The sequence below is a fragment of the Pseudomonas sp. GW458-11-26-14-LB4 genome (genome assembly GCF_059423925.1).
Map to the genome: position 1 here is coordinate 151,964 of NZ_JBWKYU010000011.1, position 26,379 is coordinate 178,342.

Genomic DNA, 26,379 nt, shown 5'->3' on the forward strand with positions numbered 1-26,379 from the left:
TTTTATTGGAACGCCACCGATGACTGCTCGCGCAGCGAACGCGGGCGCATGTCGATCCAGTGCTCGTTGATGTAATCCAGACAGACCTGACGCTCGCCGCGCATCCCCGCCTCGCTCCAGCCGCTGGCCATCGGCTTGCCCGCCGGCCACAGGGAATACTGACCCTGAGCGTTGATCACCACATCGAATTGCAGTTGTGCGTCATTCATGTCGTTCTCCTGTTGAACGGGATTGCCGCGTGGCCAGGCTTCGCTCGAGCCCGGCGGCGAGTTGGTTGAATACGGCATTTCGTTGTTCATCGGTCTGCGCGCAAGCCCCGACGTAAACCCGCACGGACGCCCCGCAGACCTGAGCGCAGGTGTCTGCATCGTCGTCCGCGAAAGCCCGGGCCGACACTTCGGCGTTGGCACTGGCATGAGCCTGGGCAAATGCGGTGGCAGCGGCCTCGGTATTCAATTGCGCGTAATACTCGGCGAACGCCTCGGCGTCGCCAAAGTGCTCGGCAATCATCGCGGTGTTGGCCGGTGCGAGGCCGTAGGTCAGCGCACTGGCGTGGGCCTTGGCGTAAGCAGCGTCGTAGGCGTAGGCCTTGCGATACAGCGCCAGCAACACCGGTTTGAGCGTGGCTCGCCATTCGCCCTGACGCCCGATCACGCCGAGCGCCGCCCGCTGATGCAGGCTTTGCAACGCGAGCAGCGCCTGCTGATGTTCCGGCACGGCTTCGCCGAGCATCGGCATGACCACGTCGGCCTGCCAGAGATGAAACAGCCGCAACGGCACGGCACCCTCGCCATTGTCTATCCGCTTGCGCAGGTCGTCGGCCTGTCCGGTTTCGCACAGCACTTGCACTAAATTCAGCAGCCATCGCGGCATCGAGATCGGTTCACTCATGGCGATGGCTCATCCGTACCGATGACTTCGGCCAGCAACCGCGCCCAGCGGCCCGCCACGATGCCGTAGTGATCGGTGTCCAGGGTTTGCCAGCTGCGCAACTGCGGCAGCAAGGCCTGCCAGTTGCGTTGCAGGTCGTCCGGGTTCCAGTCGTTGCCCAGCCCGTAAGGATTGGCGTGCCCGGCGCTGAACAGCCGCACCACTGTGGTCGCCAATGCTGGCGGCTGGAAGTCGATCATGCTGGTCATGTTGTTGCGGCAGCACACCGTCAGCCGTTGCAGATACGCCTGGCGTTCTTCGGCCATGCCCTGCCCTTCGACCTCCGGCCAGCGTTGGGCAAACTCGCGCTGGAACACCTGCTCGATGGTCTGCTCGTCGATGTCGGCCAGTTCGCTACCGGCATCCGGCGCGGGCGGGTCGATCAGGTACAGCAACGGTTGCCGGAAACCGTCGACTTGGGCCTGATGACACAGCGCCTGCGCCACCCATGCACCGAATGACCAGCCGGCCAGACGCCAAGTGCTGCCGTGCGGAAGATGCTCCTTGATCGCCTCCAGATACCAGCGTGCACGTTCCTCCACGCTGACGTTCGGCAACTGCGGCAGACGCAGCGCCGGATCGCCGATCACGCACACGCCCAGTTCCGCCGGCAGCGCCGAGACCAGTTCCCGATAGGCCTGAACATCGCCGCCCACCGGGTGGATCAGGTACAGCCAATCACGGCCGTCACCGGCATGCCATTGATCGATCCGCACTGCGTCGTGCCAGCCCTGCAGTGTTACGCCGGGAGCCTCTTCAACCGTAGCGGTCGAGACCAGCCCCAGCACCTCGCTCAGGCTGACCTTGTGGCTGAATTGCGACAGCTGGAAAACCTCGCCGGTGGCTGCTTGCAGTTCGTCGATCAGGTCGAGCAGCGTCAGCGAATCCGCGCCCAGGTCGTACAGCGAATCGTCATCTTCCAGCTCGGCCACACCGAGCCACTTGCACAGGCACTCACGCAAGCGCGTCGAAAGATCCACGCCCTTCGGCGCCTCAACCGGGGTGGCCACAGCACCGTGACGAACCGGATAAAACCGCCGTGCCGTGTCGATGCCGGTGGTGGAGATCAGCAGCTGCGGCAACTGCGTCGCCATCGCCAGATCGAACACCCGACAGCCTTCTTCGGCCGACAAACCGACCGTCAGATGCTCCAGATGCGCGGCGTCTCCACCGTTGCTGGTGGTGGCCATGCCGATGTCGCGCCAGATGTCCCAGTTGATCCCCAGACGCAGGCAAGCGTCGGCCGGGTTCGAGCGATAGTGAGTGAAGCCGTCGAGCACCCCGCTGGCCGCCGCGTAATCCACATGCCCCGCGCCGCCGAACAGTGCCGACATCGACGAGCAGTACAGGACAAATCCCGGCTTCAGGTGCTCGATCAACGCCTCGACCGCCAGCATGCCGCGAGTCTTGGCGGCCATGGCCTCGGCCATTTGCCGAGGATCACGGTGGCGAATCAGACTGCCCGCACCGACGCCCGCCGCGTGAATCACCCCGCTCAGGCGACCGTAACGAACGGCCAGTTGATCGAGGATCTGCGGCCAGCGTGGCAGGTCGGCGATGTCCGCTTTGATGCAGTCGATTCGCGAAGCGTACGCCGCCAGCGACTCAGGCAATTGCCCTTGGCGCGAGATCAGCACCACACGGCGCACGGGTGCCCGTAGCAGGTGTTCGCACAAGGTCCGACCGATGCCGCCGCTGCCGCCCAGCACGAGGAATGTTCCATCTTCCGGTAAAAGTGACGTCGTTGCCGGGCCGGTCAATGGCTGAGGCATCAAGCGTGGCTGCCAGAGGTAACCGTCGCGCACCGCCATTCGCCGAGGCAACGAAACCGGATCGGCAAGCAACGCTGCCAACTCGCCGGCCTGCGCTTCGAGACGTGGCGACGGCCAGTCCAGCCAGTGGCAACGCACCGGGTATTCCTGCGGCACCACTTCGGTGATGCCGGCCAGCGCTGCCAATTCGGGACGCTGAACCTCGCCGTCCACCGGACACGCCTGCCATGACATCAACCACAAGCGCAGACGTGTCGTGCGCGGGGTTTGCCCCCAGGCCTGCATCAGCGCACTGACCGTGTCCAGGCAAGCCCACTGCGCCAGATCCAGCGATTGCTCGTTGACCGCGCCCGACACCGCCAGCGGCAAGGCATGCAGCCAGTCGAGTTCGCCGAGGACAGATTCTGCAACTTCGGCGAGCAACCGGTTCAGGGCTTCGGTGTCCAGCGGATCAAGCTCGAAACGGTCCGGGCTCAAGCGTTTGAAGCCGTTGCCGGCGCGCACATGAATCACGCGTCGATAGACAGTGTTCAGGCTCGCCAGCAAGGTCGATTCCGGCGCCTCATGGCTGCACAGAATCAGCACCTCACGGGATCCGGCCGTCGCTGTCGCGCTCAGACGTCGGGTGCGCACCCACTGCCGCTGGTGAAACCAGTCCGCTAGCGGTTGTCGCTCAAGGGCTGGCGCATCAGGTTCGGCAGCTACAGCGGTTTGGAAACGATACGGCTGAAGATCGAACGACGACGGCGGCAAATCCCAGGGCGGCGGTGCCGAGCGCTGCGACCACTGGATATTCGCGCCTTCGTACCAAGCGTCCAGCAGTTCCTGCGGCGATTGATCTCGGGCGATCACCTGCGCGCTTGAGACCGTGACTTCCTTGATCGCTGTCGGCTGCAATGGAATGGCCTCACCCGTCCCACAAACCATTGCGAAGCGCCAGCGCAACTGCCGGCGACCTGACTGCAAGTGCCGCAGCAACGCAGTCTGCTGTTCCGGGTTCGCATGCAGATATTCGCGAATCACCGCGATATCGCGCAGCAACTCCGCCCGGCTGTGAGCCGAAATCATCAGCAGCGGCAACGTTTCCTCGACACTTTCCTGCGCCGTGGGCGCAGCACCGACGATGACATGCGCATTGGTCCCGCCAATCCCGAAACTGCTGACACCGGCCAGTCGCCGCCGCCCTTGCGGCCATGGCCGGGACGTGGTCGGCACGTAGAACGGCGAATGTTCCAGATCGATCTGCGGGTTGATCCGGCCAAAACCGAGGTTCGGCGGCAGCACGCCATGGAACACCGCAAGGCTGGCGCGAATCAGCCCGACCACGCCCGCCGCCGCGCCCAAATGACCGATCTGGCTTTTCACCGAAGCCAGCGCGCAATGACCGACCGGCGCATCGCCGAAAGCCTTGGTCAACGCCGCAACCTCGATCGGATCGCCCAGCAAGGTGCCGGTGCCATGGGCCTCGATGTAGCCGATGTCGGCACCGGTCAACCCGGCCCGACTCAGGGCATCGCGGATGACCGCGCTCTGCCCGGCCACCGACGGTGCGGTGTAACTCATCTTGGCCCGGCCATCGTTGTTCAACGCCGAGCCCTCGACCAACGCATAGATCCGGTCACCATCGGCCCGCGCCTTGGCCAACGGTTTGAGCACCACCACGCCGTAACCACTGGCGCCGAGGGTGCCGCTGGCATCGTCGCTGAACGGACGGCACAGACCGTCGGCGGAAAAGATGTGCTGCGAGCGATGCCGGTAGCCCTCGGTCAGGGTCGGGTCGATCAGCACCCCGGCCGCGAGCATCACGTCACTGTCGCCCTGACGCAGCATCGAACTGGCCAGGTGCACGGCGATCAGCGAACTGCCGCAAGCGGCCTGCAAGCTGAGGGCCGGGCCGTTGAGGTCCAGGTGATACGCGGCTTTGGTCGCCAGAAAATCCTTGTCGTGATGCAGCGCCAGTTGAAAACCGTCCGGCAGATCGTCTTCGGCGGTTTCGCGCAGCATCTGCTGGAAGTAGGTGGTTTCGCCGCAACTGGCGATCAGGCCGATGCGCGGGCCGCCGGTCGAAGGAACGATGGCCGCGTGTTGCAGGGCCTGCACGCACGCCATCAGCAGATGCCGCTGTTGCGGGTCCATCAGCCGAGCTTCCTGGCGGCTGATGCCGAAGTACTCGGGATCGAAATCGAGCATGCCCGCCAGCTGACTGCGGGCGCCGACCAGCCCGTCATCGGCAGCAAAGTGCTCGATGCCCAGCCCATTGCCTTGCACCATCGCCCAGAACTCGGACAGGTTCTGCGCCCCGGCCACATTGACCGACATGCCGATGATCGCCATCGGCTGATGACCATCATCGGTCTGCCGTACACGCTCCGCCACGTCCACAGGCGCGGTCGACAGATGCGCCGCCAGCCGCCGCACCGTGACTTGTTCGAACAGATCGGCCATCGTCACCTTGTGCGGCAGCTCTTCGGCATAACGGCCATGCAAACGCATCAAGCCGAGGCTGGTGGCGCCGGCCTCGAAGAAGGTCTGCTCCGGCTCGATGTCACGACCGATGACGGCCTGGAACAACTCGCTGAGTTGCCGTTCCAGTGCGGTCAATTGAACAACCGGTGCTGGCGTGCTGCGCCGTTCCAACGCCTCGCCCACATTCGGCAAGGCCTTGCGATCGATCTTGCCGCTGGGGGTGCGTGGCCAGCGGTCGATCCGTCGGTATTCATCGATTCGCACATGGGCCGGCAGCCACCGCGCGACCTGACGATCCAGCGCTTGCGACGTCGCAGGTTGGCCATCGAGTTGCAGCCAGGCGATCAGCCGGGGCGGATCGGCCTGAACCGCTACCACCGCGTTGACCACTTCCGGCACCTGCATCAGCGCCGCCTCGATCTGCCCCAGTTCCAGACGATGGCCGCTGAGTTTGATCTGCTGATCGTCACGTCCCAGGTAATGCAGGCAGCCTTGGGCATCGGCCCACGCCAGATCGCCGGTGCGATAGTACAAACAGCCGTCTGCCAGCTCGACAAACCGCGCGGCGTTCAGCGCAGAATCTGCCAGATAGCAGCGGGCAACCATCGGCCCGGCTACCAACAGATAACCACGACTGCCGATCGGCACCGGGCGGTCGTGCTCATCCACCAGCAGCAACCGCGCATTGCCGACGGCATGGCCGATCGGTGCGCGCAATGGCCAGTCCCGCGCCACGGGCGGGAGGCGCAAGGCGCTGACCACGTGGGTTTCAGTCGGGCCATAGTGGTTGAACAATGAAGCTTGCGGCATGCCGCCGAACCAGTTGCGCAGCGCGTCGGTGCAGAGCAGTTGCTCGCCGGCCGTGATCACTTCACGCAACGCCGACGGGTAAATGCCCCGGTTCAAGGCGGTTTGCGCCAGATGCTGCAAGGCCACGTATGGCAGGAACAGGCGCTCGATCCGCGCCTCGACCATGTAATCCAGCAACGCCTCGGCATCCTGACGCCAGCGCGGAGTGATCAGGTGATAACAACCGCCGCCGCACAGGGTGCTGAAAATCTCCTGGAACGACACATCGAACGACAGCATCGAGAACTGCAGGGTCACCGCTTTCGCCGGCAACTGCCCTTCGGTGCGCTGCCATTGCAGCAGGTTGCACAGGGTGCGCTCGGACACTTGCACACCTTTGGGCGTGCCGGTGGATCCGGAGGTGAACAGCGTGTACAGCGGCCGCTCGCCGGCGTGGCGCGGACGCTCGAACGCTTCGGCATCGGCGTGAAGATCGATCCGATGCGTGGCGAATCGCCCGGCGTTCAGGTCGTCGAGTGCGGCCGCCGTCGTGTCGCTGAACAGCACACAGTGCGGTTGCGCCTGCTCCAGCACCTGACGCTGGATCGCCACCGGATAAGCAGGATCCAGCGGCACGGCGGTCAGGTTGAGTTTGGCCAGCGCCAGCAAGGCGACGATATGTTCCACCGAGGCATCGAGGAACAGCACGACATGCAGCGGCGGGTTCCCGGCTGGAAATGGATGTCGCTCGATCAGAGTCGCCGCCAGAGCATCGGCCAGCGTATTCAGTTCGCTGTAGGTGAGGCGGTGCTGTCCCTGAACAAGCGCAACCGCCTCAGGCGTGCAATGCACTTGATGCTCGAACCCATCCGCCAATGTGTTGAACGGCAGCGCAATCTGCGGACCTTCGCTGGCCGGTGGCAGGTTGCGTCGATACGGACTGAGCAAATCGTTGAGATTGGCCGCCGGAGTTTCCAGCAACAAATCCAGACCACGGCTGAACAATGCGTTCACCGCCCGCATCTGTTCGGCATCGAAATAGCTGCACTGATATTCCCACCAGCATTCCAGTTGCGAACCGCTGCCCACCATCAACAACGTCAGCGGGCACTTGGCGTGCAATTGCTGGTTGAATGCCAGCGTGGCGCGCAGGTTCGAGTCGGCCAACGCGGCGTAATCGGTGTTTTCCAGCACGAACATGAAATCGAACAGCAAGGGGCTCGACGACAGCCGCAGGTCTTCCACCAGATCCGCCAGCGCCACGTCCTGCAACGCCAGCACTTCGCGCACAGTGGCGGTCTGCTTGCGCAACTGCTCACTCAGGGGCAATGGGTTTTCAACGGCGGTGGGGATCAGCACGGTGTTGGCAAACATGCCGACGGTGTCTTCGAACTCCGCCAGCGGCCGGTTGGACACCGGGCTGGCGATCCGTGGCCGCTCGCACCCGGTCAGGGCGTACAGGCTCCAGGCGAAAACACTGAACAGCACTTCGAAACGGGTCAGCCGTTGTTGGGTGCAAAAGCGTTCGAGGGCAGCGCTACGGAGAGTGCCCAAGGGTTCGCGGTGCAACCGGGCGTCCGGGCTGATTTCACGCATTGGCATCAATGCAGACGATGGTTCTTCCTGACGGCGGTGCAATTCGGCGAGGGCGCGGCGCTGGTCGCGATAATGCGGATCGACGCTCCACTGGCGCTGCCACTGGCCAAACTCCAGCGTTGTCAACCGGGCGGCCGGTTGCGGGCTGTCGCGGCCTTGCAGGACATCGGCGTAAAGCTGCGCCAGGTCGTCGAACAGCAGGTTCACCGACCAGCCATCGACGATGATGTGATGCAAGTTCAGCAACAACCGGCAGCTGCCATCGGCGAACGGCAACAGCCAGGCCTGAAACAGGTTGGGCGTGGTCAGATCGAACGGCGCGGCGAACACCAGTTCTGCGAAGGCCTGCCAGTTGTCCTCGGTGAAATGCCCGACCGCGAAGGTTCGACAGGTCGGCCCCTGCTCGGCAATTACTTGATCGAGTCCGTCGCTACCGGGTGCAAAAGCCGTGCGCAATCCAGGATGACGCTGTACCAGTCGCCCGACGGCTTCGGAAAGTGCGGCGACTTCGACACCCGCCGCCAGTTGCAGAATCAGCGGCACGCTATAAGCCGTTGAGGTCGGCGAGCGTTGTTGCAACAGCCACAAACGGCGCTGTTCGGCGGTGGCTGGCAGGCGTTTGGCGCTACTGATCGGGGGCGCAGGTGGGTAGATCGAATCGCCGTTCGTTTCACCGGTCAGTTGTTCGGCCAGTGACGAGAAAGGCTCGTTGAGCAACGTGTCGAGAGCGATCTCGCGCTGCCAACGAACACGAATCGCCGAGCGCAGGCGCATGGCCTTGAGCGAATCGCCGCCGCTGCCGAGCCAGTCATCCTGCGCACTCAGGGCCGGTTGGCCGAGCAGCGAGCGGGCTTCGTTCAGTAGCCAGCTCAACGCAGGCGAAAGAGCGCCATCGTCAACGGCATCCATCGCTGGATGCCACGGACTCAACCCTTGGGCCAGCAATCCGTCACGATCAATCTTGCCATTGGCCGTCAGCGGCAGGCGCTCCAGCAGAAACAACTGATGCGGCCGCATATACGGCGCCAGTTGCGCTCGCAGATGGTTTTCGAATTTGTGATAGTCCAGATCCCTGCGAGGCACGATGAACGCCAGCAACTGATGATCTTCAGCCGCCTGCCGCCGGGTGCAGACGTACACCTGCGCCACACCCGGATACTCCAGCATCCGTTGCTCCACCTCTCCCGGCTCGATCCGGAAGCCGCGAATCTTCACTTGCCGGTCGACCCGCCCCAGGTACTCGATCAAGCCTTCGGCATTGCACCGCACCAGATCACCGGTGCGGTAATGCACCTGCGCACCACCGTCGAGGTCGGGCAAACGAACGAACTGGCGGGCAGTTTCTTCAGGACGGTTGCGATAGCCACGGGCGACGCCACTGCCACTCAAATACAGCTCGCCCACCTCGCCCGGCGGCACCGGCCGTTGCTGCTCATCCAGCACCAACACACCGGTATCCGGCAACGGTCGGCCAATGGGCGCCGAGTCGCCGGCAAAGTCGCGGCTGATCGGCCAGCACAAGGCAAACGTGGTGCATTCGGTGGGGCCGTAGACGTTGAAAATCCGGCAGCGGCTCTCAGGATTGTCCCGATACCAACCACGAACAGCGGCGGCACTGATCTGCTCACCGCCAATCAGCACCTGACGCACGCTGGAAAAACACGACGGCCACTCGGCAATCAAGGTGTTGAACAGCGACACCGTCATGAACAGGTTGTCGACCTGCGTCCGCTCCAGCACGTCCGCCAGACGTCGCGCGTCCAGCACGTCCTCGTCGGCGATCATCACGCAGCAACCGCCGTTGAGCAGCGGCGCCCATAGCTCGAAACTGCACGCATCGAACGCCGGGTTGGACAGGCAGGCAAACCGGTCCGTCGGGCGAATCTCGATATAGCCGTTGGTGTGCGCCAGCCGCAGCAAGCCGCGCTCGCCCACCTCGACCGCTTTCGGCGTGCCGGTGGTGCCCGAGGTGTAGAACAGGAACATCACCTCGGCAAAGTCTTCGGCCAGCGCTTGCGCTGGAGCGTCCGGCTGATCGAGCAAAGCCTCGACGCTGGTTTGCCACAGTGAAGGCGACCACAGCGGTTCTTCATCCAGGGTAATCAGGCCGACACACGCCGCATCCGCCAGCATCAGTTCCCGGCGTTTGCGTGGGCTGGCGCGATCCAGCGGCACCACCACCGCGCCGACTTTCAGGGTGCCGATAATCGCTGCCAGCCACTGCCAGCAGCGCGGCATGCACAACGCCAGCGACTGACCGGGCTCAACACCGCGCGCCAGCAACCCACGGGCGATACGTTCGCTGGCGCTGGCCAGTTGCGCGTAAGTCAGCGTGAGCGACTGATCGATCACCGCCGGAGCTTGCGGATTACCCCGCACTTGCTCGGCGAAACGCGTGAGCAACGGCATGTCTTTGGACGCACTCATCATTTCGCCTCCTGCGCGTCGAAGCGTTGCAGCTCCCGACGGATGATTTGCGAGACCCGGTGGATTTCCGCGCTTTCGAGCATGTCCCAGTGCCCGCCGCTGACCAGTTTCGCCAGATAACCGCTGCCAGCGCGGCGTCGCCAGAAGCCGCGCAGCTCATGCAATTGATGGCGGCTGAAATCTTCCCGGGCCTGGATCAGTACCACGCGACCGGCGCGCGGTGCGCACTCATAGGCGGCCATGGCCAGGCGGTTGTGGTTGTAGATGTTGAAATAGCGTTCGACCTGCGCGTCTTCGATGCCGGGGTACATGCCGTTGAAACGCACCAGCTTGTCGCGGAACTCGGCCATGTCCACGGTGCCGATCTGCTCGCGGAAACCCGGATCGTCGCTGCCCTGGGTGTCGAGCAACACCACCGTCACCTGACGATGCCCCGCCGCCGTCAATCGCCGCGCCATTTCATAGGCCACCAGGCCGCCGAACGACAACCCGGTGAGGATCAGCGGTTGCTGTGTCAGCGGTTCGATCTGGCGCAAGTAAGCCTCGGCCATCGCTTCGACCGTCGGTTCAGTGCTTTCCCCCGGATTCAGCCCCGGCGATTGCACCCCGTACACGCCGGTTTCATCCGGCAGGACCTTGGCCAGCGACAGGTAACAGAACGCCGTGCCGCCCGCCGGGTGAATGCACACCACGTTGTGCTGGCCGCTGCCACGACGGAATTCGATCAGGTTGCTCTGAGCCAGCGCCGGATTCGCCCCGACCCGCAGCCAGCCGCCCAGCGCTTCGATGGTCGGGTAGCTGAGCACCACGCGCACCGGCACTTCGACCGCGAACTGCTGGCTGATTTCATGGGCCATTTTGATCGCGGCGATGGAGGTGCCGCCGACATTGAAGAAGTTGTCGCGAATGCCGATCTGCGGCGCCAGCAACAGGCTTTTCCAGATCTGGTACAGCGCCAGTTCGATGTGGTCGCGCGGGCTGCTCAGGTTGACCTGACGGTTGACCATTTCTTCGTCCGCCAACGCGGTCAGCGCGGCGCGATCAACCTTGCCGTTGGCGGTCAGCGGCAGCGCGTCGAGCCACAGATAGCTGCCGGGGATCACCGCTCTGGGCAGGGTTGTCGCCAGATGGGCGTGCACCGCTGCTTCGTCCACGGGCTCTGCCACCACGCAACAAGCTACCAGCCGCTGGTCCTGCGCTGCTTCGCCGACCATCAACACCACGGCGCTGCGGATACCCGCGAATGCTTCGAGTCGGGCTTCAATCTCACCCAGCTCCAGGCGCACACCGCGCAACTTGACCTGAAAGTCGTTGCGACCCAGAAACTCCAGCTGACCGTCCGGGCGATAACGCGCCAGATCGCCACTGCGATAGAGCCGATCACCTGTGACAAAGGGATTGTCGATAAAGCGCTCGGCACTGAGCTGCGCCAGCCCCAGATAACCCCGGGCCACGCCGACGCCGCCAATGTGCAGATGCCCGGTCACGCCAACCGGCACCGGCTCATCGCGGTCATCAAGAACATAAAAACGGTTGTTGGAAATCGGCCGACCGATCGGCAGTTGCCGGGCCGGTACCTCGGCGCCGGGCTCCAGGGTCCAGATGCTATTGATCACCGTGGTTTCGGTCGGGCCGTAGACATTGTGCAGCCGCGCATGGGGCAGACGCTCCTGAAAGCGCCGCGCCAGCGCGGGCGGCAGTTCACCGCCGCCGCTGAACACATCGGTCAGCGACACACACTGGCTGACCTCGTCGACTTCCAGAAACAGCTGCAACATCGCCGGCACGAACACCAGCGCCGTGACCTGCTGCTCGCGCACCTCGCGAGCCAGATACGCCGGTTCGTAATGCCCGCCGGGCCGTGCGATCACCAGCCGCCCGCCGGTTGCCAGCGGCCAGAAGGTCTCCCACGCCGAGGCATCAAAACCGAACGGAATCTTGTGCAGCATCGCCCCCGCCTCGCCGCAGACCTGCAAACACCACAGCAGCAGATTGCTCAAGCCACGATGGGCGACCATCGCGCCCTTGGGCAAGCCGGTGGTGCCGGAGGTGTAGATCACGTAGGCGAGATGGTCAGGGGTGACGCCGACATTGCGTGGGTCGAGATTGTCCGTCGGCAACGACGCCCAGCTCGCGGCGTCCTTTTCGAGGTCGAGGATCGGCGCTTCCCAGTTCGAACCCTGCACGGCCTGACGCAAGATTGCGTGCGCCGAGCCAAGTGTCAGCAGCACCGCCGGCGTGCTGTCGCCGAGCATATGGCTCAGGCGTCCCAGCGGATAATCCGGATCCAACGGCACGTAGGCGCCACCGGCCTTGAGCACCGCCAGCAGCGCCACCGGCAATTCCAGCGAACGCTCGATGCACACCGCCACGCGCACATCCGGGCCGACGCCCAAGGTGCGCAAATGCCGCGCCAGTCGGTTGGCCAGGGCATTGAGTTCGGCGTAGCTCAGGGATTCACCCTCGAACACCACCGCGCAGGCCTGAGGGTTGCTCGCGGCCTGCGCTTCAACCAGTTGATGCACGCAGGGCGCCGTTTGCGTCAGTGGCGCGGCGCGGTTGAAGTCCACAAGCACTTGCTGACGCTCAGCCTCATTCATCAGCGGCAAGGCATTGATCGGTTGCTTGGCGTCGGCGGCGATCTGTTCGAGCAGGTGACGGTAGTGCCCGCTCAGGCGTTCGATGGTTGCGATGTCGTAGAGGTCGGTGTTGTATTCCACCAGCAAGTCCAGCCGCCCTTCCCGCTCGACCCATTCGAACGCCAGATCGAACTTGGCTGTGGCGCTGCTGGTGCCGTACGGCGCCAGTTCCAGGCCAGGCATCTGCACCGCGTTACCTGGCGTGTTCTGCAACACGAGCATCACCTGAAACAACGGCGAATGACCGGGATCGCGCTGCGGGTTGACGGCCTCCACCACGCGGTCGAACGGCACGTCCTGATGGGCGTGGACGTCGAGCATCTGACCCCGCACCTCGCGCAGCAGCTCGGCGAAGGTTTGCTGCGGATTCAGGCGCTGACGCAGCACCAAGGTGTTAACGAAATGGCCGATCAGCGGCTCGACTTCCGGACGATTACGGTTGGCGAACGGCGTGCCGATGCACAGATCCTGCTGACCGCTGTGGCGCCACAACAACACAGCCAAAGCACCGAGCAGTACGTTGAACAGCGTGCCTTGGGTCTGCCGGGCCAGCGCCGTGAGTTCACGCAAGGTGCCGCCATCGACGGAGGAACTGAACGTGGCCCCGACATAGCGCTGCACCAACGGACGCGGCCGGTCGGCGGGCAAGGTCGACAACAGCGGCGCGTCGTCCAGGGTGCGCCGCCAGTGATCGAGCTGTGCGTCCAGCACGGCGCCGCCCACTCGCTGTTGCTGCCAGCAGGCGTAGTCGGCGTATTGCACCGGCAGCGGCGCAAGCGTCGGGGTTTCGCCACGCAGATAATCGCCGTACGACGTGGCGACTTCGTGCAGGATCACGCCCATCGACCAGCCGTCGGCGATGATGTGATGCACGCTGTACAGCCACAGGTATTCATCGTCGGCCACGCGCAGTAACGACGCCCGCAGCAACGGCCCGCTCGCCAGATCGAATGGCGCCCGGGCGTCCTGCTCGACGGCGGATCGCACGTGCTGCTCGCGGTCTTCGGCAGACAAATGGCGCAGATCCGTTACCGACAACGACAGCGGCATCGATGCATGAACAACTTGACGCGGTTCACCGTCCACGCTGCAAAACGTCGTGCGCAGGACTTCGTGCCGGGCCACCAATTCGTTCAGCGCCCGCTCCAGCTGCGCGACATCCAACTGCCCTTTCAGTGTTACCGCCGTCGGCACGTTGTAGAACGGGTTGCCGGGTTCCAGTTGATCGAGAAACCACAGTTGCCGCTGCGAGAACGACAATGGCCAGGACGCGTGCGCGCCGGCACGGCGGGGAATCGCCGCGTCATCGTGCCCGCCGAGCAAGGCGATCAGTTCCTGTTTGTGACGCTTGAGCGCCTGGGTCAGCTCTTCGGTGAGAAACCCGCGCGGCGCCTTGCAGCGCAGCCTGTCACCGTCCACCTCGAGCACCACGCCATGGCGAGCGAACAACGCCAGCAATTGATCGGCATTCATACTTCGAACTCCTCCATGTCTTCGTCGTCCAGGCTGGCGGTCACAGTCTCGATGGCAAACGCCTCGACCGGCGCGCGGTGTTGTTCATCGGCTGTGCGCAGCCCGCCGATCATCGAGTAGATCAATTCATGGCTCGGCCCGAGGTCGAACAGCGTCGTCAGTTGCTGTTCCTCGACCGAGCCGATGCCGCACAGGCCCAACCCGTGCTCGACGGCGGTCATGCTCAGCAACTGGGCCATGGCACCGCTTTCGATGTGGCAGAAGTCGCGGCTGCGCTCGCCATACAGCGGGCGGATCGCGGCCATGTCGGCGATGAAGAACAGCGAGAACGCGGCGTTCTCGTACACCGGACGGTTAACGAAATAGTCGTAGGTGTCCGGGTCGAGCGCTCCGCTCTGGAGCGCCAGCAAACGATGCTGGCGGGGATCGTAGTAATACGCGCCACCGGGCACGCCGAGCACGCGATCCGGCTTGACGTAGAGGTACGCCTGAATCGGGTAAAGGCCACCCGCCGACGGGAACTGGTATTTCACTTCGCCGTCGAGTTGTCCTTGAGCCAGCGCCGCCAGTACGTGCGCGAAGGCCTGGGCGGCGATCGGTTGCAGGTCGTATTGACGCACCGAGCGGTAATCGCTCAAACGCCGGGCGAAGGCCGGGTCTTGCGGCAGATCCAGTGCCACTGCCGGCAAAGTCTGAGCGAAGTCGCGGCGTCCGCGTTGTTCGGCCTTGAACTGCGCCCGCTGCTGGGGATCTTCGATGATGTCCTGCACGGGCTCCGGAGCCTGCTGCACGTTGCCGAGCAGATCCTGCCGCGCCCGGTTCTGGCGGTACATGCCAAGCAGATGCAGCAACGTCGGCTGGGCCAGCAGTTGCGCCACGTGCGGGCGGAACTGCAAGGCGCCGGACAACGCGTTGCTGATCCGGACGATATCGATCGACGTTGCGCCGAGGTTCAGCAGATTGGCGTTGGCGGCAATCGATTCGCGCTTGAGCACATCCTGCACGATTTCCACCAGCCGCTGTTCCTGAGGGCCGTCGACTTCCAGCGCCGGCCCTTGCTCCTCGACTTGCTCAGGCTCCGGCAGGCGTTTCTTGTCGACCTTGCCGTTGGACGACAACGGCCACGCTTCAACAAAGGTGAACGACGGCGGAATCATGTAGGCCGGCAGCTTGTCGCTCAGGTACGCGCTGAAATCGCTGGCCTGCAACGCCGGATCGGCCTTGAGCACGTAGCCCGCCAGACGTTTCTCGCCCAGCGTGCTGCCAAGAATCCGCACCACCGCGCTCTGCACGCCGGGATGGCGATTGAGCGCGGCTTCGATCTCGCCCAGCTCGATGCGATAACCCTGGACCTTGACCTGATTGTCTTCGCGACCGAGGAATTCGATGTTGCCGTCGGGCAGCAAACGGCCCAGGTCGCCGGTGCGATACAGCCGTTCGCCGGTCAGTGGATGATTGAAGAAACTGCCCGCGCTGAATTTTTCATCGCGCCAGTAACCTTTCGCCAGACCGATGCCGCCGATGTACAACTGCCCCGCAACCCAGGTCGGGCGCACTTGCAGCGCTTCATCCAGCACGTAGAAGCGCTGATGATCGAGGGCCTTGCCGTAGGGAATGCTCCGCCAGGCCGGGTCGACGTGCTGTACCGGGTAACAGATCGACCAGATCGACGCTTCGGTGGCACCGCCCAGGCTGATCAGTTGCAAATCCGGCTGCAAGGCCCAGGCCCGCTCGGGCAGGGTCAACGGAATCCAGTCGCCGGACAGCATCGCCACTCGCAAGCTGGCAGGCAACGCTCCGCCCTCGCCTTCAACGTACTCGACCAGCATGCCAAGCAGCGCCGGCACCGAGTTCCACAGGCTGACGTGATGACGCTTGATCAATTCGAGCCAGTGCGCCGGATCGAGGGTCAGTTGCGGGTCGAGGATGACCACCGCCGCGCCCACCGCCAACGTGCCGAAGAAGTCATAGACCGACAGGTCGAAGCTCAGCGACGAGATCGCCAATACACGGTCGTTCGGGCCGACGGCAAAGCGCCGGTTGATGTCGAGCAAGGTGTTGACCGCGCCGCGATGGTCGATCACCACGCCTTTCGGCTGACCGGTGGAGCCGGAGGTGTAGATCACGTAAGCGAGGTCGCTTTCGTTCACCTGCACCGGTTGCAGTGACAGTCCATCGTTTGAAACTTCATCGGTCACGGCAATGGTCGTGACTTGCGCCGGCCATTCGATCTTGTCGAGCAGCGCCGGTTGGGTCAGGGCCAGACTCGTCTCGGCCCGCTCCAGAATATGCCGCAGCCGTTCCGCCGGTTGCGTCGGCTCGATCGGCAGGTAAGCGCCGCCGGCATACAGAATCGCCAGCGTTGCGACCACTTGTTCCCAGCCGCGCTCCATCACCACCGCGACCAAGCGGTTCGGCAGCACGCCCTGTGCTTGCAATCGGGCGCCGAGTTGTCGGGCCTCAAAGCGAAGCTGGGCGTACGTCAGCTGTCGCATGCCGATCACCGCCAGTGCGTCCGGTGTGGCAAGGGCCTGACGTTCGAACAGTTCGTGCATCAATGGCAGCGTTTGCTGATGGTCGACCGGTGCCGGCAAGCGTGCCTGCGGCAGCAGTTGTGGCGTGTTCGCGCCCCAGGCTGCCGGTTCGCAAAGGCTGTCGAGCAGCGCGTTATAGGCGACGAACATCTGCTCGATCATGCCTTGCGGGAACAGCTCGTCGATGCTGTCCCAGTTGAACAACAGGCGTCCTTCGAGCTCCAGCAACGTGTGGTCGAGCCACACTTGCGGGGTCTGGGTGATGCTGTGCATGTGCCTGGCGTTCAACGCGTCGGCGAGGTTGAACTCGGCCAACTCCGGCGCCGCTTCCGACAGTGTGCTGTTGAACACGATCGGCATCGCCGTCTGCTGCACGCCCCGGGCCTGGGACAATTCGCGCAGCACCCGCACGCCGCTGACCACCGAATGGTCGATGTCGCGCCACAGTTGCGCCTGCACGGCGCGGGCCTTGTCGGTAAAGGTTTGTGTTCCGTCGATGCCGACTTCCAGCAGCACCAGCGAGGTGAAATCGCCGATGATTTCATCGACATCCGGGTGCAGCGGCATGCGGTTGAACAGGGGGAGGCTCAGGGTGAAACGCGGCGTGCGGCTCCACAGCGCCAGCACTTCGCTGAACGCGGTCAGCAGCATCACCGACGGCGTCACGGCAAACTGTTTGGCCACGGCTTTGAGCTGCGTCCACTGCGCCGCCGACATGTCGCGGTCGCGGCGGGTGAAGTGCGGGTTGGCGATGCTTTCGGGTTGGCGCACCAATGGCAGGTCTGGCGCCGGGGCCAAAGTAGTCACTCGGTCGCGCCAGTAGCTCAGCGCCTGCTCGTAACGGCGGCCGTTGCGCAGCTGTTGTTCGGCCAGAACATAGTCGCGGAAAGTCAGGCCCGGTTCCGCCAGTTCCAGGTTCGGATCAACGTAGAACACCATCAGTTCGCGGGCGAGAATCTGCGTGCTCGCGGCGTCGACGATCAGCGCGTCGAGGCTGATGTGCAAATGGGTAATGCCGTCATCCAGCAACGACAGGCTGAACTCGAACAGCGGCCAGCGACTGGCGTCCAGCACCTGATGGGACTGGCGTTCGCGTGTCGCTTCCAGCGTGCGCTGCGCCACATCGGCGGGCAAACCGCGCAGATCGCTGCGCGGCATGCGATAGGTCGGCACCTGCGCCAGCACCTGCTGCGTGCCGTCGCTGAGGAACACCACGCGCAGCATGTCGTGGCGCAGGATCATGCGGTTCAAGGCTTGTTCGAAACGCTCGGCGTCGAACTCGGGAATGCGCAGTTCTTCGTAACCGTGAGCGCTGACGCCACCGAGGCTGACCGTGGCCTCGCGACCGAACCAGTAGGCTTGCTGGATATCGGTCAGAGGGAACGGTTCATGTCGATTGTCGCGATCCGGTTCGATCTGAATGAACGCCGGTTCGATGCTCTGATCATCACGCGAAACCTGCGCCGCCAGATCCAGCAACACCGGGGTCTGGAACAGGCTGCTCAGGGACAGTTGCGCGCCCATGCGCTGGTTGATCGCGTAGATCATCCGCGTCGCCAGCAGCGAATGGCCCCCGAGGTCGAAGAAGTTGTCGTGAATACTGACCCGTTCGCACTTGAGCACTTCGGCCCAGATCTCGGCCATTTGCCGTTCAATGTCGTTGCGCGGCGCTTCGTAAGTCGCGCCGGCGCTGCGTTCCGGTGCCGGCAGCGCCTGGCGGTCGAGCTTGCCGTTGCGGGTCAGCGGTAATTGCGAGAGCCGGACCCAGGCACTTGGGATCATGTGTTCGGGCAACTGGCGTTGCAGTTCGGCGCGCAGGGATTCACTGGTCGCAGTGCCGACCACGTAAGCCACAAGACGTTTGTCGCCAGCCACGTCCTCACGCAGCAATACGGCGGCTTCCTGAACGCCGGGTTGTTGATGCAGCAGACTGTCGATCTCGCCGAGTTCGATGCGAAAGCCGCGCAGTTTCACCTGTTGGTCGATGCGTCCCAGGTATTGCACGTTGCCGTCGGCCAGGAATGTCGCGAGGTCGCCGCTGCGGTACATCCGCGCGCCCGGCTCGCCACTGTACGGGTCCGGCAGGAAGCGTTCAGCGGTCAGGTCCGGACGGTTCAGATACCCTCGGGCCAGGCAGGCGCCAGCGATGTACAACTCGCCCGCCACACCGACCGGGACTGGATTCAAGTGCTCGTCCAGCACGTACAGCCGCGCGTTGGCGATGGGACGGCCAATGGGCGGCGCGTCCGGCCAGGATTCGGTCTCATTGCAGTCGAGGCTGAACTGGCTGACCACGTGGGTTTCGGTCGGCCCGTACTGGTTGTGCAGTTGCGCGCCACCGAGTCCGCGAACAAAACCGCGCAGCTCGTCATTGATTTGCAGGGCTTCACCGGCGGTGATGATCCCGCAGCCGCCGGCCGGCATCGGAGCATCGGCCTCGGTCAGGCCGGCGAGTTGCTGCAACACGGCGAACGGCAGGAACGCCCGCTGCACGCCTTCGGCCACCAGAGTCGGGCGCAGCGCGGCGAGGTCCTTGCGGCTGTCTTCGGTCATCAGCAACAGGCTGCCGCCCTGGCACAGCGTGCTGCAGATTTCCTGGAACGAGACGTCGAAGTTCAGCGAGGCGAATTGCAGCACGCGTTGCGGTGCCGTGGCTTGATCAAGCTGCCAGGCGATCAGGTTGTCCAGCGCACGACGGTTGTGGGCCACGCCTTTCGGGCGTCCGGTGGAGCCGGAGGTGTAGAGCACGTAGCCGAGGTTTTCCGGGCTCACATTGACTTGCGGATCATCCGTCGGGTGTTGCGCCCATTGCGCTGCGTCGGTGTCCAGGCAGCAGATCTTCGCCTCGTTGGCCGGCAGCCCGGATACCAGGCTCGATTGCGTCAGCAGCAAGGTCGGCGCGGCATCGCTGAACATGAACGCCAGCCGCTCGCTCGGATAAGCCGGGTCGAACGGTACGTACGCCGCGCCGGCCTTGAGGATCGCCAGCAGGCCGATGACCATTTGCGGCGAGCGTTCCAGGCACAAGCCGACGCGATGCTCGGGGCCGACGCCTTGTTCGATCAGGTAATGCGCGAGGCGGTTGGCGGCGCGATTCAGCTCGCCGTAACTCAGCTGCTCACGGTCAGCGAGCAGCGCCACGGCGTCGGGCGTCTGCCGGGCGTGGGCTTCGAAGCGCGCCACGCAACCGGGCAACGATGCGGTATCCCGGGCGGTGCGGTTCCAGTCATGAACGATCTGCTGGTGTTGCTCGGCGCTCAGCAGCTTGATCCTCGCCAGCGACTGTTGGCTGTCCTCGACCATCTGCGTCAGCACCCGGCGCAGGTACTCGCCGAACTGCTCGACGGTGTCGCGCTCGAACAGGCCCGAGGCATATTCCAGACCACCGACGATCTGCCCGTCGCGCTCACTGAGCGCCAGTTGCAGATCGAACTTGGCCACGTGATGACTGCTCTCGACCGTCGTAACGTCCAGCCCGGTCAGCAGCAGATCGGAATCCTGATCCTGCTCCCAGGCAAACAACACCTGGAACAACGGGCTGTGGGCCAGACTGCGCGGCGGATTGAGCAACTCCACCACTTGCTCGAACGGCAGGTCCTGATGTTCCTGAGCCTCCAGCGCCACTCGCCGCGCCTGTTGCAGCCATTGCGCCACCGACGGCGTCCCGGACTGAGTCATGCGCAGCGCGAGGGTGTTGACGAAGAAACCGATCAGCCCTTCCAGTTCCTGCTGCGGGCGGTTGGCCGATGGCACGCCGATCACCACATCGCTTTGCCCCGACAGGCGCGACAGCAGCAGTGAAAACCCGGCCAGCAGAGTCATGAACAGCGTGGTGCCTTGCTGCATGCCCAGGGCTTTCAGGCGTGCGGTCAAAGCGGCGTCGAAGACCAGCGGGACAAAACCGCCGAGATAATCCTGCACGGGCGGACGCTTGTGATCGGTCGGCAACTCCAGCAATACCGGCGCGCCCGTGAGGGTCTCGCGCCAGTACCGGCTCTGCTGCTCCAGCACGTCGCCGGACAGCCACTGCTTTTGCCACACGGCGTAATCCACGTACTGCACGGGCAAGGGCGGCAGTGGATCGTCGCGATCCTGCAACGCCGCTGCGTACAGCTGACCGAGCTCGCGGGTGAGCACACCCATCGACCAGCCGTCAGAGATGATGTGATGCTGGGTCAGCAGCAACACATGGTCATCCGCCGCCAGCCTCAGCAGGCTGACCCGCATCAACGGGCCGCGGCTCAGGTCGAACGGTCTGGCGCCCTCCTCGTCGATCAAGCGGGTCAGACGCTCTTGCGCATCGTGCCCCTGCACGTCAGTCACCGTCAGCCGGATGCTGTGCGCCGGCGGCGAAACCCGTTGTCGCCCTTCCCCTTCAACGGCAATGAACGTGGTGCGCAGCGCAGCATGGCGCGCCACCAGCTGATTGAAGCTGCGTTCGAGTGCCGGCACGTCCAGCGAACCGCGCAAACGCAGGTTAAGCGGCATGTGGTACGCCGCGTTGCCACCCTCCATTTGCGCCAGAAACCACAGGCGCTGCTGAGCAGACGACAACGTTTGCGCGCCCGTGCGTTCAAGGGCCGTGATGGCCGGGCGAGCCGCAGCCTGACTGGCTTGCAGCCGTTCGGCGAACTCCGCCAGAACCGGCGCGGCAAACAGGGTCGAAGGCGCGACTTCCAGCTGCAGCGCATGACGAACCTGCGCCAGCACGCGCATCACCAGCAGCGAGTGACCGCCGAGGGCGAAAAACTGATCCTGACGTCCCACCCGCTCGACACCGAGCACGTCGGCCCAGATCGCGGCGAGCGCGGTTTCCAGCGGGCCTTCGGGTGCCTGGTATTCCTGCTGATCGAACGCCTCGGCGTCCGGCGCCGGCAAACCGGGCCGATCGACCTTGCCGTTGGCGGTCAGCGGCAACGAGTCGAGGCGCACGAAGGCGGTCGGCACCATGTAATCCGGCAGGCTGACTTGCAGCTGTTCACGCAGGGAACGCGGGCTCAAAGTGGTGTCTGGTTTTTCGCAGTAGTAGGCGACCAGACGTGGTTCACCGGGACTGTCCTGGCGCAGCAGCACCACGCTTTCCCGAATACCCGGGATGTCCGCCAGCCTGGTTTCGATTTCCCCCAGTTCCAGACGCAGGCCGCGCAACTTGGCCTGGGAATCGTTGCGGCCGAGGAATTGCAGCTGACCGTCAGCCCGATAACGCGCCAGATCTCCGGTGCGGTAAAGGCGTTCGCCCGCCTCGAACGGGTTGTCGATGAAACGCTCGGTGGTCAGTTGCGGCAGGTTCAGATAACCGCGCGCCACGCCGACGCCGCCGATGTACAACTCGCCTGCGACGCCCTCGGCAACCGGTGCGCCGTCAACGTCGAGCAGGTAAATCCGGGTATGGGGCAGTGCCCGGCCGATGGGCAGCACCGCGTCGATCGGGCTGTTTTCGGTGAACTCGAAACAGGTGCTGTCGATGCTCGCTTCGGTCACGCCATAGGCCTGGACGATCTGCACCCGCTCACCGCAGAGCCTGCGCAATTGCCGTGCGCTGTGGGCGGTCCAGATGTCGGAGCCGCAAACCACGGTGCGCAGGAACGACAGGTCGTGGCCGGTCTCTTCGACCCACGCCAGCAGCGGATTGAGCAGCGCCGGCACGAAGTCGGCAAAGCCAATCTGCGCCTCGCGCATCAGGCGATACAGGGCCGGCGGGTCCATCAGGGTGTCCCGTGGGCAGAGCACCAGCGTGCCGCCAAAACCCAGCGAACGGATCAGGTCGGCGCTGAACACGTCGAAGGAAAAACCCGCCATTTGCAGATGATTGATCGGCTCGCCCAAAGCATAGAGCTGCGCCCAGTCGGCGCTCACGGCGACCAGCCCGCGATGCTCGATCATCACGCCTTTCGGGGTGCCGGTGGAGCCGGAGGTGTAGATCACGTAAGCCAGGTGACGGGGTGTCAGACCGATTGCGTGAGGATCGGGATTGTCTGCCGAGAGCGAAGCCCAATCATGAGCGTCGGCCAGATCCAATACCGCAGGTGCAGTCGCCGACTGTTCGAGCACCGCCCGCAAAACATCGCGCGCCTGGCCGTGGGTCAGCACCACCGGCGGTGCGCTGTCGGCCAGCATGTGCGCCAGCCGCGCCTGCGGATAGGCCGGGTCCAGCGGCACATAGGCGCCGCCGGCCTTGAGTACCGCAAGTACGCCGACCAGCATCTCCAGCGAACGCTCCAGACACAGCCCGACCCGCACGTCCGGCCCGACCCCGAGGCTGCGCAGATGATGGGCCAGCCGGTTGGCGCGGGTGTTCAGTTCACGGTAAATGAGCGCTTCCTCCTGCCAGCGTGCAGCGATGGCCTCGGGGTTGCGCAGCACCTGCGCTTCAAACAGACCGTGCACGCACAGGTCCGCATCGAACGGTTTCAAGGAGCAAACGTCGGGCTGCGCGGAATTCGTCCCACGCAAGGAAGTGTTGTCGAGCATCGGAGGCTACCGTCCATGACTACATTATTTTTGTGATCAGGCCGGGACAGAAATGCCCCGCCAGTCAGGCCCCGGCATCAGATGCCGGCACGGTCATTCGAATTCAGGAGGATGGCGCGGCGCGCGCGTGCAGACTCGCGTTGAACGCGGGCACACGCAGAAATTCGGGGGGAGACAGGCTGGAGAAAAACGCCGCCGCGCGGTCGGCGCAGGCAACTGGAAAGTGGGCCGGATCATTGGCGACATCCGTCGCACCGTTCATTGCATCGTCGATTGCAAACCGCGTGACCAATTGAAACCTCGACTTCCATTTGAGGGTCAACGACGAGGAACAACCTGCGCGGGGATGACAGCGCCAGGGTGGTCCCGATCGGCTGCGACTGCCGGGTCTGTAGACGCACGGCAATCTTCTGGCGCCGGGTTTGTGACCCGAAGCGCCGGCGGATAATAACCACGTTTTTTGTTAGGGAGGCAAACAAAATGTAGGAAATTTGCGAAATAAATATCGGACGTTTCCTACCTGATTGTGACGATGGCAAAGGGACAGGGATGTCAAAAATGCTCGTACACCGTTCCGCCGTTTCTTCCAGGCAGAGGGCATGAAAAAAACGCGCAGAGCCTTGATCGACCAGCGGAAAAATCACCCTTTCAAGCACTGCAACAGACGAGCGCTAACAAGCGCTAACAACGCATAACTGGTAGTCATTCGGCTGTGAAGGCAGGCTTGAATCTCACCGCTGAACGCCGGGCCACCTGCAAATCTTTTCGGCAGCCGCGCTCAGTCGAACAATGGTTTTGCGAGGGATTCGACCATGGCTGAAGGTTATCGCCACACTTGCCTGTGCGAGTCAGACCGGCTCGGCAACGACGAACTGTATGCCTTGGTCGCGGGCGCCGTCAGGCATGGCCGGGGTGAGGCGCAACAGCTGTTCGCGACGGTGACGCCGTTGCTCATCGCCTTTTACGAAGGTCAGGTGCAGGCCGGGCGGATCCGTCGCGAAGACACCGGCGGCCTCGTTCAGCAGGCCTTCAGGGCGCTCTATCAGGAACAGGCCGCCCATGACCCGAGCTTTCCGTTTCGCGCCTGGCTGATCGAGATCGCCCGCACGATCCTGCTCGACAACCTGGGCCATCGCGGCACTGACGCCGTGGCCACGGCCGACGCGCTGGCGGGTGCGTCTGCGCGTGAATGTCATGAACCCACACGGGCAACATGAACCGCCCTTTTCGCTGTGAAATGCTCTTCAGGGAATGCCCATGATCGATATCGAAAAAACCCTCTACTCCGCGCATACCTGCACCACAGGCGGCCGCGAGGGCACAGGACGCAGTGACGATGGCCGACTGGATCTCAAGCTGTCGCCACCGGGTGCGCCCGGCTCCGGAACCAACCCCGAGCAATTGTTCGCCGTGTGCTGGTCAGCCTGTTTCCTCGGCTCGCTGCGCCACGCCTGCAACGCGCGCAAGATCGGTTTTCCTGCACAAGCCATGGTTGATGCGCAAGTCGATCTGGCTCATGGGGAGCAAGGGTTCTTCCTGCAGGCCCAACTGGCGGTGTCGCTGCCGGACATCGAACCGCAAGTAGCACTCCAACTGATCGACGCAGCGCACCAGAACTGCCCCTACTCCAAGGCCACGCGCAACAACATCAAGGTCAGCATCACCCTCGCCTGATCCGTCTTTTGCCGACAGCAAAACGCCTAATCTTCCGACCACACCTTCGTACTATCCGGCGACACCATGGTGCAATAGATCGCGCCCGGGGCTTTTGATGTGATGGCGGGAAACCGACAAAAGCCAGGAGTTGCGCATGAACAAGCTGACGACTGCTGCGGGCGCGCCCGTGGTTGATAACAACAACGTACAGACGGCCGGCCCGAGAGGCCCGATGCTGTTGCAGGACGTCTGGTTGCTGGAAAAACTGGCGCACTTCGATCGGGAAGTCATCCCCGAGCGACGCATGCACGCCAAGGGTTCGGGCGCGTTCGGTACCTTCACGGTCACCCACGACATCAGCCGTTTCACCAAGGCCAGACTGTTTTCCAGCGTGGGCAAGACCACCGATGTGTTCGTCCGCTTTTCGACCGTGGCCGGGGAGCGTGGCGCGGCGGATGCCGAGCGAGATATCCGTGGATTCGCCATCAAGTTCTACACCGAACAAGGCAACTGGGATCTGGTGGGCAACAATACGCCGGTGTTCTTCCTGCGTGATCCTTTGAAATTCCCCGACCTCAACCATGCGGTCAAACGCGACCCGCGCACCAACATGCGCAGCGCCCGCAACAACTGGGATTTCTGGACCTTGCTGCCGGAGGCGCTGCACCAGGTCACGATTGTCATGAGCGACCGGGGACTGCCGCGCACCTACCGCCACATGCACGGTTTCGGCAGCCACACCTTCAGTTTCATCAGCCCGGCGAACGAACGATTCTGGGTGAAGTTCACCTGGAAAACTCAACAAGGCATCGAGAACCTGACCGATCAACAGGCCGCGACCCTGATCGGCGATGACCGCGAAAGCGCCCAGCGCGACCTGTACAACGCCATCGAGGAGGGCCACTTCCCGCAATGGAAGCTCTACGTGCAAGTGATGCCGGAACTGGACGCCGGGACCTACCCGATCAACCCGTTCGACCTGACCAAGGTCTGGCCTCACGCGGATTACCCGCTGATCGAAGTCGGCGTACTCGAACTCAACCGCAACCCGGACAACTACTTCGCCGACGTCGAACAGGCGGCCTTCAACCCGGCCAACGTGGTGCCGGGCATCAGTTTTTCACCGGACAAAATGCTCCAGGCGCGCCTGTTCTCCTACGGCGATGCACAGCGCTATCGCGTCGGCGTCAATCATCACCAGATTCCGGTGAACGCCCCGCGCTGCCCGGTCAACAGCTACCACCGGGACGGCCAGATGCGCACCGATGCGAACGCGGGCAGCACCATCGGCTATGAACCCAACAGCTACGGGCAGTGGGCCGAGCAACCGGATTTCAGCGAACCACCGCTGGCCCTGAAAGGCAGCGCCTGGCACTGGAATCACCGCGAGGACGACGACTACTTCTCGCAACCGGGTGCACTGTTCCGGACCATGTCCCCCGCCCAGCAACAGGTCTTGTTCGAGAACACCGCACGCTCGATCCATGGCGCCAGCGCAGAGTCGAAACAACGACACATCGACCACTGCACCCGGGCAGATCCGGCGTATGGCGCAGGAGTTGCGCACGCCATTGAGGCACTGGGCTGATCTGCAATGACGCTGGCAGGGAGCCGAAACAACAACGC

The 26,379-nt window shown here is 63.7% G+C and carries 9 protein-coding genes; 3 read left to right on the forward strand and 6 right to left on the reverse strand.

Going from position 1 to position 26,379, the window contains the following annotated elements; all coding sequences use genetic code 11:
• Nucleotides 1-2 precede the first annotated feature (2 nt).
• The 6 genes from AC07XZ_RS16695 to AC07XZ_RS16720 all read right to left on the reverse strand — a co-directional run bounded on the left by AC07XZ_RS16695 (nucleotide 3) and on the right by AC07XZ_RS16720 (nucleotide 23,359).
• The gene (locus tag AC07XZ_RS16695; protein WP_102686670.1) at nucleotides 3-209 is read right to left on the reverse strand and encodes an MbtH family protein; all 207 of its coding nucleotides are present in this window, start codon (nucleotides 207-209) and stop codon (nucleotides 3-5) included.
• Nucleotides 202-891: a hypothetical protein gene (locus AC07XZ_RS16700; protein WP_256590523.1), complete on the reverse strand. Its 690-nt coding sequence runs from the start codon at nucleotides 889-891 to the stop codon at nucleotides 202-204. Before AC07XZ_RS16700 ends, AC07XZ_RS16695 begins: the two co-directional genes overlap by 8 nt.
• Nucleotides 888-9,983: a non-ribosomal peptide synthetase gene (locus AC07XZ_RS16705; protein WP_102686669.1), complete on the reverse strand. Its 9,096-nt coding sequence runs from the start codon at nucleotides 9,981-9,983 to the stop codon at nucleotides 888-890. Before AC07XZ_RS16705 ends, AC07XZ_RS16700 begins: the two co-directional genes overlap by 4 nt.
• Nucleotides 9,980-14,092: a non-ribosomal peptide synthetase gene (locus AC07XZ_RS16710; RefSeq protein ID WP_102686668.1), complete on the reverse strand. Its 4,113-nt coding sequence runs from the start codon at nucleotides 14,090-14,092 to the stop codon at nucleotides 9,980-9,982. The genes AC07XZ_RS16705 and AC07XZ_RS16710 overlap by 4 nt, the downstream gene beginning before the upstream one ends.
• Complete coding sequence (locus AC07XZ_RS16715; RefSeq protein WP_102686667.1) at nucleotides 14,089-23,097, reverse strand: non-ribosomal peptide synthetase; 9,009 nt, start codon at nucleotides 23,095-23,097, stop codon at nucleotides 14,089-14,091. Before AC07XZ_RS16715 ends, AC07XZ_RS16710 begins: the two co-directional genes overlap by 4 nt.
• A gap of 103 nt (nucleotides 23,098-23,200) precedes the next feature.
• Nucleotides 23,201-23,359 (reverse strand): hypothetical protein, encoded by a 159-nt coding sequence (locus tag AC07XZ_RS16720; protein ID WP_158248201.1) that lies wholly within the window; start codon nucleotides 23,357-23,359, stop codon nucleotides 23,201-23,203.
• A gap of 550 nt (nucleotides 23,360-23,909) precedes the next feature.
• Between AC07XZ_RS16720 and AC07XZ_RS16725 the strand changes: the two genes are divergently transcribed.
• The 3 genes from AC07XZ_RS16725 (at nucleotide 23,910) to AC07XZ_RS16735 (ending at nucleotide 26,341) form a co-directional block, all read left to right on the forward strand.
• Nucleotides 23,910-24,314: a hypothetical protein gene (locus tag AC07XZ_RS16725; RefSeq protein WP_102686666.1), complete on the forward strand. Its 405-nt coding sequence runs from the start codon at nucleotides 23,910-23,912 to the stop codon at nucleotides 24,312-24,314.
• A 40-nt stretch (nucleotides 24,315-24,354) separates the two neighbouring features.
• The gene (locus AC07XZ_RS16730) at nucleotides 24,355-24,771 is read left to right on the forward strand and encodes an organic hydroperoxide resistance protein (RefSeq protein ID WP_102686665.1); all 417 of its coding nucleotides are present in this window, start codon (nucleotides 24,355-24,357) and stop codon (nucleotides 24,769-24,771) included.
• A gap of 136 nt (nucleotides 24,772-24,907) precedes the next feature.
• Nucleotides 24,908-26,341 (forward strand): catalase, encoded by a 1,434-nt coding sequence (locus tag AC07XZ_RS16735; RefSeq protein WP_102686664.1) that lies wholly within the window; start codon nucleotides 24,908-24,910, stop codon nucleotides 26,339-26,341.
• Nucleotides 26,342-26,379 lie beyond the last annotated feature (38 nt).

Coding starts and splice junctions, on each gene's coding strand:
- AC07XZ_RS16695 (WP_102686670.1), bottom strand. CDS start 209: ATGAATGACGCACAACTGCAATTCGATGTGGTGATCAACGCTCAGGGT.
- AC07XZ_RS16700 (WP_256590523.1), bottom strand. CDS start 891: ATGAGTGAACCGATCTCGATGCCGCGATGGCTGCTGAATTTAGTGCAA.
- AC07XZ_RS16705 (WP_102686669.1), bottom strand. CDS start 9,983: ATGATGAGTGCGTCCAAAGACATGCCGTTGCTCACGCGTTTCGCCGAG.
- AC07XZ_RS16710 (WP_102686668.1), bottom strand. CDS start 14,092: ATGAATGCCGATCAATTGCTGGCGTTGTTCGCTCGCCATGGCGTGGTG.
- AC07XZ_RS16715 (WP_102686667.1), bottom strand. CDS start 23,097: ATGCTCGACAACACTTCCTTGCGTGGGACGAATTCCGCGCAGCCCGAC.
- AC07XZ_RS16720 (WP_158248201.1), bottom strand. CDS start 23,359: ATGAACGGTGCGACGGATGTCGCCAATGATCCGGCCCACTTTCCAGTT.
- AC07XZ_RS16725 (WP_102686666.1), top strand. CDS start 23,910: ATGGCTGAAGGTTATCGCCACACTTGCCTGTGCGAGTCAGACCGGCTC.
- AC07XZ_RS16730 (WP_102686665.1), top strand. CDS start 24,355: ATGATCGATATCGAAAAAACCCTCTACTCCGCGCATACCTGCACCACA.
- AC07XZ_RS16735 (WP_102686664.1), top strand. CDS start 24,908: ATGAACAAGCTGACGACTGCTGCGGGCGCGCCCGTGGTTGATAACAAC.